This window comes from Burkholderia sp. Ax-1724, assembly GCF_011752995.1.
Taxonomy (GTDB): domain Bacteria; phylum Pseudomonadota; class Gammaproteobacteria; order Burkholderiales; family Burkholderiaceae; genus Paraburkholderia.
Genome location: NZ_VWWL01000011.1, coordinates 62,863 through 76,482, shown reverse-complemented (window position 1 = coordinate 76,482; position 13,620 = coordinate 62,863). Strand labels below are relative to the sequence as shown.

At 63.2% G+C, this 13,620-nt stretch carries 14 protein-coding genes; 7 read left to right on the top strand and 7 right to left on the bottom strand.

The features are described 5' to 3' along the window. The first annotated feature begins 306 nt into the window (after positions 1-306). The gene (locus F3J19_RS15020) at positions 307-654 is read left to right on the top strand and encodes a DUF4148 domain-containing protein (RefSeq protein WP_167042631.1); all 348 of its coding nucleotides are present in this window, start codon (positions 307-309) and stop codon (positions 652-654) included. A 14-nt stretch (positions 655-668) separates the two neighbouring features. Here the strand turns inward: F3J19_RS15020 and F3J19_RS15015 are convergent, their stop codons facing one another. Together F3J19_RS15015 and F3J19_RS15010 are read right to left on the bottom strand one after the other, a co-directional pair. After that, a complete protein-coding gene (locus tag F3J19_RS15015; RefSeq protein ID WP_167042629.1) occupies positions 669-1,142 on the bottom strand; it encodes an Lrp/AsnC family transcriptional regulator in 474 nt (157 codons plus the stop codon). A 373-nt stretch (positions 1,143-1,515) separates the two neighbouring features. Next, on the bottom strand, positions 1,516-2,583 hold the full coding sequence (locus F3J19_RS15010) for a LacI family DNA-binding transcriptional regulator (protein ID WP_167042627.1): 1,068 nt from the start codon (positions 2,581-2,583) through the stop codon (positions 1,516-1,518). A 212-nt stretch (positions 2,584-2,795) separates the two neighbouring features. Here F3J19_RS15010 and F3J19_RS15005 point away from each other — a divergent pair, with 212 nt between their 5' ends. The 5 genes from F3J19_RS15005 to F3J19_RS14985 all read left to right on the top strand — a co-directional run bounded on the left by F3J19_RS15005 (position 2,796) and on the right by F3J19_RS14985 (position 9,135). Beyond that, complete coding sequence (locus tag F3J19_RS15005) at positions 2,796-3,821, top strand: TRAP transporter substrate-binding protein (protein ID WP_167042625.1); 1,026 nt, start codon at positions 2,796-2,798, stop codon at positions 3,819-3,821. 62 nt (positions 3,822-3,883) lie between these two features. Continuing rightward, the gene (locus F3J19_RS15000) at positions 3,884-5,770 is read left to right on the top strand and encodes a TRAP transporter large permease subunit (protein ID WP_167042623.1); all 1,887 of its coding nucleotides are present in this window, start codon (positions 3,884-3,886) and stop codon (positions 5,768-5,770) included. 91 nt (positions 5,771-5,861) lie between these two features. Next, positions 5,862-6,401, top strand: a complete 540-nt coding sequence (locus F3J19_RS14995) for a VOC family protein (RefSeq protein WP_167042621.1) — start codon at positions 5,862-5,864, stop codon at positions 6,399-6,401. Continuing rightward, positions 6,398-7,696 (top strand): ribulose-bisphosphate carboxylase large subunit family protein, encoded by a 1,299-nt coding sequence (locus F3J19_RS14990; RefSeq protein WP_167042619.1) that lies wholly within the window; start codon positions 6,398-6,400, stop codon positions 7,694-7,696. Before F3J19_RS14995 ends, F3J19_RS14990 begins: the two co-directional genes overlap by 4 nt. 23 nt (positions 7,697-7,719) lie before the next feature. After that, positions 7,720-9,135: a four-carbon acid sugar kinase family protein gene (locus F3J19_RS14985; protein WP_240158960.1), complete on the top strand. Its 1,416-nt coding sequence runs from the start codon at positions 7,720-7,722 to the stop codon at positions 9,133-9,135. On the opposite strand, the gene F3J19_RS14980 is transcribed toward F3J19_RS14985, so the two are convergent. The 5 genes from F3J19_RS14980 to F3J19_RS14960 all read right to left on the bottom strand — a co-directional run bounded on the left by F3J19_RS14980 (position 9,132) and on the right by F3J19_RS14960 (position 10,903). After that, complete coding sequence (locus F3J19_RS14980) at positions 9,132-9,257, bottom strand: DUF3309 family protein (RefSeq protein WP_167042616.1); 126 nt, start codon at positions 9,255-9,257, stop codon at positions 9,132-9,134. The genes F3J19_RS14985 and F3J19_RS14980 overlap by 4 nt on opposite strands. 42 nt (positions 9,258-9,299) lie before the next feature. After that, on the bottom strand, positions 9,300-9,506 hold the full coding sequence (locus F3J19_RS14975) for a hypothetical protein (protein WP_167042614.1): 207 nt from the start codon (positions 9,504-9,506) through the stop codon (positions 9,300-9,302). A 355-nt stretch (positions 9,507-9,861) separates the two neighbouring features. Further along, a complete protein-coding gene (locus F3J19_RS14970) occupies positions 9,862-10,071 on the bottom strand; it encodes a hypothetical protein (RefSeq protein WP_167042612.1) in 210 nt (69 codons plus the stop codon). Positions 10,072-10,263: 192 nt separating this feature from the next. After that, positions 10,264-10,545, bottom strand: coding sequence for a hypothetical protein (locus F3J19_RS14965; protein WP_167042610.1), 282 nt, complete (start codon positions 10,543-10,545; stop codon positions 10,264-10,266). Between the two features lie 88 nt (positions 10,546-10,633). After that, positions 10,634-10,903: a hypothetical protein gene (locus tag F3J19_RS14960; RefSeq protein WP_167042609.1), complete on the bottom strand. Its 270-nt coding sequence runs from the start codon at positions 10,901-10,903 to the stop codon at positions 10,634-10,636. Between the two features lie 424 nt (positions 10,904-11,327). Here F3J19_RS14960 and F3J19_RS14955 point away from each other — a divergent pair, with 424 nt between their 5' ends. Beyond that, positions 11,328-13,487, top strand: a complete 2,160-nt coding sequence (locus F3J19_RS14955; RefSeq protein WP_167042607.1) for a serine/threonine-protein kinase — start codon at positions 11,328-11,330, stop codon at positions 13,485-13,487. Positions 13,488-13,620: the final 133 nt, after the last annotated feature.

Sequence of the window (13,620 nt, the reverse complement as noted above, 5' to 3'; positions counted from 1 at the left end):
TATGGGCGCGAGTCGCGAACGAGATGTGAGAGCGAGATGTGCGAACAAGATTCGTGGACAAAGCAGGGAACACGCAGAGCCGCTTTTTGTATCGCAATGTATCAGCCTCGTACGTAGACAAATACGCTTGCATAAAGGGGAGAAACGAAAACATTCCAGATACGTTGGCGCGCTCAAATGTCTTCACGCAAGGTTGATTCGCAACGTTGCGTGAATCAGGCGGGACATGAAGGCATATCGGCTTCGGTGGTCCGGTGTTCCGCTCAACCCTTGAATCCCGTGTATTCAGATATCTGGAGCAAACTCATGAAATTCGTCCAATCGCTGATCGTCGCCGCTCTCGTTGCCGTTCCTGTCGCTTCGTTCGCGCAATCGCAACATGAAGTCACGCGTGCCGAAGTGCGCGCGGAACTGGTCCAGTTGCAGAAGGCCGGCTACAACCCCGCGAGCGACAACGCGCAATACCCGCGCAACATCGAGGCGGCCGAGGCACGCATCAATGCCGGCAACAACGCAGCGGCCAATGCATATGGCGGCGTGGCGCAGAGCAACTCGGGCAGTTCGGCCGCGGGTTCACAGGCGTATGCGCCGATGAATCGCGCGGCGCCGGACCAGCCCGACATCATCGGCCTTGGTCCGATCTACGCGCATTGAAGTACGGCGTGTGCTCAGATCGCAATCGACGGAATGCTCTTCATGCAGCGCAGCGCGAACATCGAGCGGCTATGGCGAATGCCTGCGATCTTGTAGAGCTTTTCGCGCAGGAAGCGCTCGTAGCCCGCGGTGCCGTCCACGGCGACCTTGACGAGATAGTCGTAGTCGCCGGACACGAGATACGCTTCGAGTACTTCGCTGAGTGTCGCGAGTTCGGCGCCGAAGCGCGCGAGCGCGTCGTCGTCGTGGCGGTCGAGCGTGACTTCGAGCAGCACGATGTCGGCGAAACCGAGTTTCTGCTGATCGAGCAACGCGACATAGCCGCGTATATAGCCTTCGCTTTCGAGCTGGCGCGTGCGATTCCAGCAGGCCGTGGTCGACATGCCGACCAGCTCGGCGAGTTCCGCGTTGCTGAGGCGAGCGTTCTTCTGCAACGCGCGCATGATCTTGCGATCGAGCTGGTCGAGCGGGCGGTTTCGGGTCGTCATTGGCGTGAATGGAAGAATATTCCTTAAAAATTCATTATAGATGTAGATCGTCCCGAAGCAGCACCGCAACGCGATGTCTTTAAGAAGCCTATCCAGCGGGGCTCCCGGTATATTTTCTCCATGCATTCATGCCCGGGACAACCGTCCGGGCCGCGGGTCTCGCGCTCAGCGGTCTGTTGCGGTCACAAGCCGCGCTCCGGTGTCTCGCCGTCTTCACAGGAAGGCGGCACGCGGGCGAATTCCGGCGCTACCCGTGCCGGAAGGCGCGCCCGCCGGGCATGGACGCATGTCATCGCAAGCGACTATCGCAAGGCTTGCATTTGCATTGCCCCCACCTTGGCCTCTGCCCCTGCATACCGCGAATCGCCCGCCATCAAGGCAGGTTCTCGCGCAACACGATACTGAACTGCACCGGCTTCACGTCGCTCAGTGCATCGCGTTTCTCGTGCACGTTGCGGAAAATTCGCAGACAGTTGCCGACCATGGCTTGCGGCGTTTGCGTAATCAGCGCATCCATCGTGCCTTCGATCAGCAATGCGCGCGTATCGGGCGTCAAGCCATGTCCAATGAACAGGATCTTCTGTTCCGAACGCGCTTCGACGATCGCGCGCGCGACGCCATCCGAACCGCCGCCGCTGTTATAGATGCCCGCGAGATCGGGATGCTCTTCGAGCAGCTTGCGCGTTTGCCTATAGTTGCGCTCGCTATCGTCGTGACCTTCGCGCAGTCCTATGACGCGCACTTGCGGAAAGGTCGATTCGATCAGATGCAGAAAGCCGATTTCGCGTTCCTCATGCCCGCGATAGTTGAGGCTGCCCGCCAGCATCGCAATCTTGCCGCTCGGCCGCGGGCCCATGAAACGGCCTAACAGCAACGCCGCGGTGCGTCCCGCCGAACGGTTGTCGATGCCGACATACGCGAGCCGCCGCGAATTCGACAGATCCGAAATCAGTGTAATCGCCGGTACGCCCTGATCCGCGAGCGTATTGACCGCGTCGCGCACGACCGGATGTTCGAGCGCCATGAACACGACACCATCGGCACGTTGCCCGTAATACAGCAGACGGTCCGCGAGTTCGTTCGGATTGAAACTCTCGACGTAGTGCGCGCGGCACTTCATGTCCAATGCGCTCCACTGTTCATGGGCGAATTCGATGTAGTCGCCGAGCATGTGCAGATAGCGATTGGTGCCTGCGGGCAACAGAAACGCGATGCGCATCGGCCTTGCCGTCGCGACGGTGGGCGCATCCGGCGTAAGCAGATAGCCGAGCTGCGCGGCCGCTTGCAGCACGCGCTGCGCGGTGACGGCGCGCACGCCTTCGCGGCCGTTGAGCACGCGATCGACCGTGGCGGTCGATACGCCGGCTGCGCGCGCAATGTCGGGAATGCGTGCGCGCGCGTTGAGCGGCGCGGTTCCGGTGAGATGACCCGGTTCTGACATGGCAGTCCTCAACAGATGAGGTCCATCAAAAAACATCAAGCTCGCGGTTTGACAGCGGTTGCCGCGAGCGCCTAGTCTTGCAGCTATCGCACGACATCGCAACGCGCTTGACCGGAAATCAGCGCGTTGCAGCGGGTGATGATGAATTTTGATGGATTCGACAGTCACATCAATTATAAGCAGCAAACCCATGCATGGGATAGGAGACGCTCATGACCAACCTCGCGAGACGCAGCCTGCTGCGTGCCGCAGCCGCCGTGCCGGTGGCCAGTACGCTGGGATTCCCGGCGATCGTACGTGCGGCATCCGGCCCGGAGTTCGTGTTCAAGTACGGCAATAACCTGCCGCTCACGCATCCGCTGAACGTGCGCGCTCAGGAAGCGGCGAATCAGGTCCGCGAGGCGTCCAAAGGGCGCATGGAGATCCGGATCTTCCCGAATAACCAGTTGGGCGGCGATACCGACATGCTCGCGCAGGTGCGCAGCGGCGGCATCGAAATGTTCACGCCGTCGGCGCTCGTGGTATCGACGCTTGCGCCGTCGGTCGCGATCAATGCGGTCGGCTTTGCGTTCGCCGATTACGACCAGGTATGGCGCGCGATGGACGGCAAGCTCGGCGCCTATGTGCGCGGGGCGATGCAGAAAGCCGGGCTCGAATCGTTCGAGAAGATGTGGGACAACGGCTTTCGTCAGACCACGACGAGCACCGCGCCGATCGTCAACGCGCAGAACATGCGCGGACTGAAGATTCGCGTGCCGGTGAGTCCGCTCAGCATCGATCTGTTCAAGGGGCTCGGTGCGGCGCCGACCAGTCTGCAATTCAGCGAAGTGTATTCGTCGTTGCAAACGCGCATTGTCGACGCGCAGGAAAATCCTCTGCCGATCGTGCTGGTTGCCAAGCTCTACGAAGTACAGAAGTACTGCTCGCTGACCAATCACCAATGGGACGGCTACTGGTTCGTGCTGAACCAGCGCGCGTGGCAGCGCTTGCCGAAAGACCTGCAGACGATTGCGAGCGACGCCTTCAACCAGGCGGCGATCAAGCAGCGCGAGGACGTCCGCAAGCTGAACGATGCGGCCGTCGCCGATCTGCAAAGCAAGGGTCTCGCGATCAATCGTCCGTCGCCCGACACGTTTCGTGCCGCGCTGCGTCAGGCCGGTTTCTATAGCCAATGGAAAGGCCGCTTCGGCAACGACGTGTGGGATCTGCTCGAGCAATCGGTCGGTAAGCTCGCGTGAGCGCGCCGGGTTCCGGCGAGCATCGGACGACGCGCGGCGCGCGGCCGCAAGGAGACAGCACGATGTCGAATCACGCATTGAATCCGGCGGAAGCGGCTGCGCCGTTGCACGCGGCGAGCCTGCCGCGGCGCTGGCTGCGCAGTTTCGATCGCGGTTTGATCGCGCTCGTCGAAGTGTGCGCGGCGACCTTGCTCGCGATCGAAATCGTCGTGATGCTGGCGGGTGTCGTGTCGCGTTACGTATTGCATGAGCCGCTCGTGTGGTCCGATGAACTGGCCGGCATTCTGTTTCTGTGGCTCGCGATGCTCGGTGCCGTGCTCGCGTTGCGGCGCGGCGAACATATGCGCATGACGGCGCTCGTCAGCCGTTTGTCGCCGCGAGCGCGCGCGTTCGTCGATACGCTCGCGATCGTCGCGTCGATCGCCTTGCTCGCGCTATTGATTGCGCCGGCTTACGATTACGCGTCGGGGGAAGCGGCAATCGTCACGCCCGCCTTGCAGATCAGCAATGCGTGGCGCGCGCTGGCCTTGCCGATCGGCGCGGTGTTGATGCTGCTGGTCGGCGTGATCCGCCTCGCGCAGGTGAGCCGCGTGCTCGACGTGCTGATCGTGCTGGCGATTGCCGCCTTGCTCGGCGCGGTGGCGGTGTTCGCGGGAGACTGGTTTCAGACGCTCGGCAAAGCCAACCTCGTGATCTTTTTCGTCGGCGTGGTGGCGGTCGGCATTTTCTCGGGCGTGCCGATCGGCTTTTCATTCGCACTCGCGACATTCGGTTATCTCGGCCTCTCGACCTATACGCCTCTCGAAGTGATGGTCGGCCGCATGGACGAGGGCATGTCGCATCTCGTGCTGCTCGCCGTGCCGCTGTTCGTCTTTCTCGGCCTGCTGATCGAAATGACCGGCATGGCGCGTGCGATGATCGAATTTCTCGCGAGCCTCGTCGGTCACGTGCGCGGCGGCCTGTCGTTCGTGCTGATCGGCGCAATGTACCTGGTGTCGGGCATTTCGGGTTCGAAAGTCGCGGACATGGCGGCCATCGCACCGGTGCTGTTTCCGGAGATGAAAAAGCGCGGTGCCTCCGAAGGCGACCTCGTGGCCTTGCTCGCAACGACCGGCGCGCAAAGCGAAACGATTCCGCCGAGCATCGTGCTGATTACGATCGGCTCGGTAACGGGGCTGTCGATTTCCGCGCTGTTCACGGCCGGCATGTTGCCGGCCGCGGTATTGGCGCTGATTCTGTGCGTCGTCGTGTGGTGGCGTTATCGCAAGGAAGACCTGAGCGGTGCGCAGCGTTACACGCGCAAGCAGATCGGGCGGATGTTCGTCGTGTCGTTCCCCGCGCTTGCCTTGCCGTTCGTGATTCGCATGGCCGTGGTCGAAGGCATTGCAACGGCCACCGAGGTCTCGACGATCGGCATCGTCTATTCGATGCTGGCCGGGCTGCTGATTTACCGGCGCTTCGAGTGGCGTCGGCTCGGCCGCATGCTTGTCGACGCGGCCACGCTGTCGGGCGCGATTCTGTTCATCATCGGCTGCGCGACCGCGATGGCCTGGGCGCTCACGCAATCGGGCTTCTCGCAGGACCTCGCGCAACTGATGGGTTCGATGCCGGGCGGCTCGTACGGTTTTCTCGCGATCTCGATCGTCGTGTTCGTGATGCTCGGCAGCGTGCTCGAAGGGATTCCCGCGATCGTATTGTTCGGGCCGCTGCTGTTTCCGATCGCACGGCTCGCCGGGGTGCATGAAGTGCATTACGCGATTGTCGTGATTCTCTCGATGGGTGTCGGCCTGTTCTCGCCGCCGTTCGGCGTGGGTTACTACTCGGCGTGCGCGATCAGCAAGGTCAATCCCGATGCGGGCATTCGGCCGATCATCGGTTATATGAGCGCGTTGATCTTCGGTTTGCTGCTCGTCGCGGCGATTCCGTGGTTATCGATCGGATTCCTCTAGACAGTTCTTACTTCACTGACATTCGGGCGCTGCGTTGCGCGGCGCCGGGGTGTCGCTCGTCCTTCAAAACCCGCAGCAACGGGAGAGTTTCATGAGTCGTTTCTTTGGCGAAATCCGGCAGGCAGGCTACGTGGTGCGCGATATCGAGGCCGCGATGGACTACTGGAGCCGCGTGCTCGGCGTGGGCCCGTGGTTTTACAACGAACGCGTGCCGATCGAAAACTACACGTATCGCGGGCAGCGCTATGAAGTGCACAACTCGGTTGCGCTCGCGAACTCGGGACCGTTGCAGGTCGAATTGATCCAGACGCGCAACGACGCGCCCTCGATGTATCGCGACTTTCTCGCCGCGGGCCATACGGGTTTGCAGCACAACGCGTACTGGACCACGTCGTTCGACGCCGATCTCGCGCGTTTGCAGGAGCAGGGCTTCAAGGTTGCGATGAGCGGCGAGGTGGGGCGCAACGGTCGCTTCGTCTACTTCGATACCGAGAATCATCCGGGCACGGTGGTTGAACTATCGGAAGTCGCGGGGCCGAAGGGCAAGCTGTTCGACATGATCTACGCGGCCTCGCGCGACTGGGACGGCCGCGAGCCGGTGCGTCCGTTTCCCGATCTGAGCACGCTATGAACGTTATTCAGGCGCAGCGGCCAGTCGATAGCGATACGCTCGAAGCCGACTATCTGATCGAAACGCCGCTCGATCCCGCGCGCGTCGCGGACGTGATGGCCGGCGAGCAATCGAGCGGCACCTTCGTGCGGGTCGCGAACGAATCCGATGCACTGCGCGCGCGCAGCCGCGCCAACGTGCTGCATATCGAAGAGCTCGAAGCCGCCGCGCAACCGAGTCTGCTGAGCGCATGGCTCACGCGGCAGCGCACGCCGGGGCCGTGGCGTCGCGCGCGCATCACGCTGTCATTTCCGCTGGCCAACATCGAGGCGAATCTGCCGACGCTGGCCGCGACCGTCGCCGGCAATCTGTACGACCTCGGCGAAGTGACTGGCATGCGGCTGCTGTCGCTGCGTTTGCCGGCCGCGTATCGTGCGCGTTTCGAGTTGCCGCGTCATGGCGTGGCCGGCACGCGTGCGCTGACGCAAGTCAGCGGCCGGCCGATGATCGGCACGATCATCAAGCCGAACGTCGGCCTCAGCGCGGACGAAACGGCCGCACTCGTGCGCCAGTTGTGCGAGGCGGGCGTCGATTTCATCAAGGATGACGAAGTTTGTGCGAACCCTGCGCATGCGCCGCTTGCCGAACGTGTGCGCGCCGTCATGGCCGAGGTGCGCGCCTATCGCGAACGCAGCGGCAGGCCCGTGATGGTCGCCTTCAACATTACCGACGATCTCGACGCCATGCGCCGTCATGCGGACCTCGTCGAGCGCGAGGGCGGTAGCTGCGTGATGGCGAGCATCAACTGGTGCGGCTTCTCGGCGATCCAGACGTTGCGCCGTGCAACGCCGCTCGTGCTGCATGCGCATCGCAACGGTTACGGGATGATGTCGCGCGACCCGGCGCTCGGCATATCGTTTCAGGCGTATCAGACGCTCTGGCGTCTCGCCGGTGTCGATCATATGCACGTGCATGGGCTGGCCGGCAAATTCGCGCAGAGCGACGCCGAGGTGATCGAGTCGGCGCGCGACTGCGCGCTGCCGCTCGCGCCCGGCTGCGACGACAGCGTGCTGCCCGCGTTTTCGTCGGGGCAATGGGCGGGTACCGCGCAAGCGACATACGACGCCGTGCATTCGATCGATCTGCTCTTTATGTGCGGCGGCGGCATTCTCGCGCATCCGGACGGTCCGGCTGCGGGCGTTCAGAGCGTGCGCCAGGCGTGGGCGGCGGTGCAAGCCGGCACGCCGCTCGCGAATTACGCGCAGAACATGCCGGAATTGCAGCGCGCGCTGACGTTCTTCGGCGGCCGGGGTTGAGGGCGATGCCAGGCGCAGAAGAGATGAACAGTTCGCGCGATTCAGGCACGGACTACGCGTTCTACGGCGACGACTTCACCGGCGCGACCGATACGCTCGCGCATCTCGCACGCGCGGGCTTGCGCGCGATGCTGTTTTTCACGCCGCCCGATGCGGCGCGTCTGTCGATGCTGGGTCAACTCGACGCAATCGGCGTCGCGGGCGCGGCGCGCACGATGGCGCCGCCCGCGCAACAGCAGGAGCTTGCGCGTGTCGGCGCCGCATTCGCCGCGCTCGGTGCGCGCGTGATTCACTACAAGGTGTGCTCGACCTTCGATAGCGCGCCACATACCGGCAGCATCGGCGTGGCGATTCGCACGCTGCGCGAGTACTGTGCGAATGAACTCATTGCGATCGTCGGCGGGCAGCCGAATCTGCGGCGCTATTGCGTGTTCGGTCAACTGTTCGCCGCGGCGGGCGCGGATGACGAACAGCCCTCGATCTATCGGATCGACCGTCATCCGACGATGAGCCGCCACCCGGTCACGCCGATGAACGAAGCGGACCTGCGTGTGCATCTGCAGCGTCAGGGTATCGAGCGGGTGCGGTCGATCGACTGGCGGTGCTATGCGGCAGGCGAAGCGGCATTGCAGGCCGAGGTACGCCGCGAACTCGATACGAAGCCCGAGGTACGGCCCGACGCGTTGCTGTTCGATGTACTCGACGATACGCATTTGCGCGCCATCGGCAAGGTCATCGTGCATTATGCGGCGAGGTCGGCGCCATTGCTCGCGGTCGGGGCGAGCAGTGTTGCGCAGGCTTATGCATCGGCGTGTGGAGTGCGCGGCAATTCCGATGTAGAGAACGAGGCCACCCCAGCATTGGCGCGCGCACGCGGCCCCGTATTCGTGCTGGCCGGCAGCCTCTCGCCCTTGACGGAAGTGCAGATCGGCGCCGCGCATTCCTATTTGCGAGTAGAGCTCGACCCACACAAGATGACGGGCGATACGGCAGCGGCCTATCTGGCGGATCGTGTCGCGGCCATTGCCGGACCCTTGCGCGACGGGCGCAACGTGCTGGCGTTTACGACACGAAAGGTATCGCACGCGACGCCAGTCGCTCAGGCGGCGAGTGGCGAAAATACGGCGAATGCCGACAACGAAAACGAAGCCACGTCACCGTCCCAACTCGCGCATGCGTGCGCGACGCTATTGCAACAGGTACTCGGCGCGGTGCGATTGCAGCGTATCGGCATCGCGGGCGGCGATACGTCGAGCTTTGCGGTGCGTGCGCTGGATGCGTGGGGACTGTCCTATCTCGCGCCGCTTTCGGCGGGCGTGACCGTGTGCCGTCTGCATTCCGATCGCGCCGAACTCGACGGCATGGAGATCATGCTCAAAGGCGGCCAGATGGGCGACGCCGATCTGTTCGAGCAGTTGATCGACGGTTATGCTGGCTAGCGCACATCGGCAATCGGCCGCACGATCGCCACGATCGGTACGCGGCCGACACCGCCGGTAGGGCCGTCGCCCCACGAGCGGCTATGCGGCCGGAGCGGCGCCCGTCTCACACAAAAGAACATCAGGCGGGTGCGCTCTTTCCAATTGCGGACACTTCGCGCGTCCTATAGATAGGTTCCGGTGATACGGCCTTCGAAGATGGCGGTATTGATGTCCCAATCGTCGACGTGACCCGTCGAAGTACCGTCCACGGTGACGACCACCGAGCGGCCACCGCGCAGGATTTTCATCTGTTCGACGGTGAGGGCTTTTTCGGCGGATGCGTCGCCTGCGCGATGCGGCAGGTCCTTGATGATGACAGTGGTTTTCATGGCATTACTCCTTGAGATCGAGAGGCGAGCACAATGCGGCGCCCGTCTGGATTTTTGCAAGGCATATGCCAACGTGCCGAGGTGTGATGTGGAAAAGCGGTCACTCGCCGCCATGCGCATCCAGACAGGGATGCGCGCGCCCACCTCGCCGAATCGCGCGGATCGGGCCGGCGCATGCGAGGCGAAGTGTTCGTGCGAAGCCCACGTATTGCGCGTGCATGGTGGATTTGCCGCACCGCTTCGCGAAAAGCGGACAGCGACACGACGCATGGCGGAAAGTGGGATTGGCATGGAAACGGCACGCGCGAAGCGCGCGTGCCGTGGCGATGAAAAGCGGTGGGCGGTTCCGGCGGCGTTACCGCTTCGGCTTCAGGGCGGCATTGCCGATAGACAGATGCGTAGCGGGAAAGCCGGGTGGATAGTCGACGACACGCGTTGCGGCCGGCACGAGCGGCGCGGCGAGATTCGAGCGCGCCCCGATGCGCGCCCCGCCGACGATCGCGGCCATTGCCTCACGGTCGAGTTCGACGTTTTCGGTCAGGTCCTTGATGACGAGCTTGGTCATGACGGCTCCAGAAAAGCAATGGGGCGGCTCGGCCCGTCGAGGGTCCAGCCGCCGCGTTGGCGGAATGTTTGGCCTGTCGTTCGATGTACTGAGGTCTCGACGCACTTCGAGTATAGGAAATCCGTGTGCGGCCTGGGGCATGTCAATACTGCGGCAGTGCCGGAACCCCCGTTCCCGCGCTGCTGCATGCGCTTACACGGCGGCGTAGTTGGCGCCCCACAGCGTGGGGTCGACGTTGAGCTTCAGCGGCACGAAGCCCGCGCCGATCACGCCGATGTTGTTGAGTGCCGCGACGTTCACGTTTTGCTGCTGGAAGAGGCTCTGGTTCACCGTGACGTTGACGTTGGCAATGCCGGCGAGGCTGCCCAACGGCAAGCCGGGCACGCTGCTGCCGGTGCCGCCGGCAAGCGCGGACATGGCCAGGCGGTCGAGTTCGCGGGTGCCGGGCAGATCGCGAATCATGAGGGATGACATGATGTTTCTCCAAGGGTGCGCGAAAAGCGGAGACGAATGGCGTGCGGCGAAGCGGCCCGCGTGTGCGGGTGCTTCGCCGCGTCGCACATTACATGTGGATGTTGTTGTTCGACGTCACGAACGGATCGTTCGTCGAGGTGATGCCGGCGGCGAACGCAACGTTGTTGCCGTTGGCGTTCTGCTGGTTCAGTTCGTTGCTGATCAGTTGCGTGGCGGTGAGGTTCTTGCTGTTGTTCGGAGCGACGATCGGGCTGAAGTTGTAGTACAGGCTCGGGCCGAAGCCGCCGCGCACGGCACGCATGGCCTGGCTGTCGAGTTGTTCGGTGACGGACAGATCCTTGATCATGAGCGTTTTCATGGTGAGTCTCCAGAAAGAAGTCATCGCAATGTTGCGAGTGGTGTTGAGCAACCTGTTTGCTCGGATATCACTCATGCACAGGCTGTGCCAGATTTGCTCAAGTATCCTGATGAAATGCCGGGAGTCTCGATTAACAGGGCGTTCCGGCGTGAAGCAGTCCCGGCGTGCCGTGCGTCCGCGCGGCTGATCGGGCGGCAAGCGGTGGTGTCTCTCCGACAGACGGTGCAATCCTGTTGGTTCGCATACGACACTCGCGTCACGCGCGTGCATGGCGTCGCGAGGGTCATTGCCGGTTTGCGAAAGCGCGGACCGGGAGCTAGTATCGAAGCGGCACATGTAACTGGTTACGACAGGTTTCCTATCGACCCGCGTGGCGTCGGTCGCATGCGACACGGTCCAGCGGCAACGGCGGTGCTTCGCACAAATGGCTAGCCTTGCGCGTGTGATTCACGATTTCCAGAGCGGCGAGCTGTCTCGTGACGAGTTCGTCGCCCGGCTCGACAGCGCGTTGAAGGCCGAGCAACTCGGTTCGACGCAGCTGCTGGAGATGCTGGGTGCCGCGCATCGGCAAACGCCATTGCCCGAGGAGTTGTATCTGGAAGTACGGCGGCGTATCGAGTTGCTGCGCTTATCGAACGTCGCGGCAGGCGGCGAGGAAACCGGCATCCAGACGACGGTGGAGATTCCGTCGCTGCGTTCGGGCAGCGCCGGTGTTGCGGGCGTTTCGGGTGTTTCGGGGACGGCGGACAATGCTTCCGCGCACGACACGATCAAGGGCATCGGCGATACGCTCAACAACCGTTTCGTGCTCGAGGAGTGCCTGGGCGTCGGCGGCATGGGCACCGTGTACAAGGCGCTCGATCTGCGCAAGCTCGAAGCATCGGATCGCAAGCCGTATCTCGCGATCAAGGTACTCAACGTCCAGTTCCGCGGCAATCCGAATTCGCTCGTCGCGTTGCAGCGCGAGGCGCGCAAGGCGCAGGTGCTCGCGCATCGCAACATCATCACGGTGTACGACTTCGATCGCGACGGGCCGATCGTCTATCTGACCATGGAGTACCTGAGCGGCAAACCGCTCAGCCAGTTGCTGCGCACGCCCGGCTATCAGGGCATGCCGGTGCGCGCGGCACTGCCGATCGTGCGCGGCATGTGCGCGGCGCTCGCGTATGCGCACGAGCGCGGCTTCGTCCATTGCGATTTCAAGCCCGCCAATGTGTTTCTGACGACGAACGCCGAAGTAAAAGTGATCGACTTCGGCATTGCGCGTGTATTCCAGCGGCCGGAAGAGGAAAGCGATGCGACGGTATTCGACCCCGGCACGCTCGGCGCGTTGACGCCCGCGTATGCGAGCCCGGAGATGATCGAGCATGGGGAGCCCGATCCGCGCGACGATATCTATGCGCTCGGCTGCATCACGTACGAACTGTTGACCGGCCATCATCCGTTCGATCGGCTGTCCGCGACGCAGGCACGCAATGCCGATTTCAAGCCGCAGCGTCCACCGAATCTCGACTCGCGGCAATGGCGCGCGCTGCGCGCTGCACTGTCGTTCGATCGCGCGACGCGGATGCCGAGCGTCGTGCGCTTTATCGCCGAGTTCGACAATGAAGCGCGCGCCGAGAAGTCGGGCACGCTCGCGAAGGCGGGACTCGCGGGGCTCGCCGTGGTTTGCGCGGCGGCAGTCGGCATTTTCGCGCTGCGTTCCGGGCCGAGCCGCGAGAGCGAGCCGCGAACCGACCAGGTCGATCGCGTGGGCGGAGCGTCGGCAATCGTGTCGTCGAACAGTACGGCGCAGACGTCGCCCGCTTCCGCGGTAACGAATGAAGCAGCTAATGCATCGGCAAACGCGGGGTCTTCTTCGTCTGCGCCGTTGCCACCTGCTTCACCGCCGCCCGCGCCGAAGCCCGCCTTGACACTCGCCGCGATAGCACCCGTGCTCGCGCAGGTGCCGTGCTCGGCGCTATCGGCCGGGGTGCAGGATCACGCGCTGACGGTGCGAGGTTTCGTCTCGCAGCGTGATGGCGCCGCGCATCTGAAGGACACGTTGGCGGCGTTGCCGGGCGTCGATACGTTGACGCTCGACGTCCAGCCGCTCGCCGACGATAAATGCGACACCGTCAAAACGCTCGCGCCGTACTGGATGCGTAACTGGCAGGCGGGCCGCGTCGCCGCGCTGCACGTGCGGCCGCCGAGCGGTTTATTGAGCGATGGCGATGCGCTCGTCGTCGATGTGAATACGCCCAACTTCGATTCGTTCGTGAGCGTCGACTATTACCAGCTCGATGGCCGCGTCGTACACATGGTGCCGAGTCCACGCGCGAAGGACAATCAGGCGCCGCCGAACTACTCGGCGACGATCGGCGGCGCGGACGACTGGATCATTTCGAAGCCATTCGGCTCGGAGATGGTGGTACTGCTGATTACGCCGGTGCAACTCTTCGACAAGCTGCGTCCGGAAAGCGAATCGCGCGCGGATTATCTGCGTGCGCTCGATGCGCGACTCGCACAAATTGGCGGCAAATACGGGCAAGACCATATCTTCGCGGATTTCGCGCCGATTACGACGAAGCCGCGTATGCCGTGAAGTCGCGATAGGGGTTGCAGTGCGAATGCGCAATGCCGTGAGTCGGGCCTGCGAGGAAAGAATGGCAATCGCCGGCGCAATCGTAAGCGCGCGAGCCGAAGCGCATTGCAACTGCGCTTCGGCGCCTTGTGCG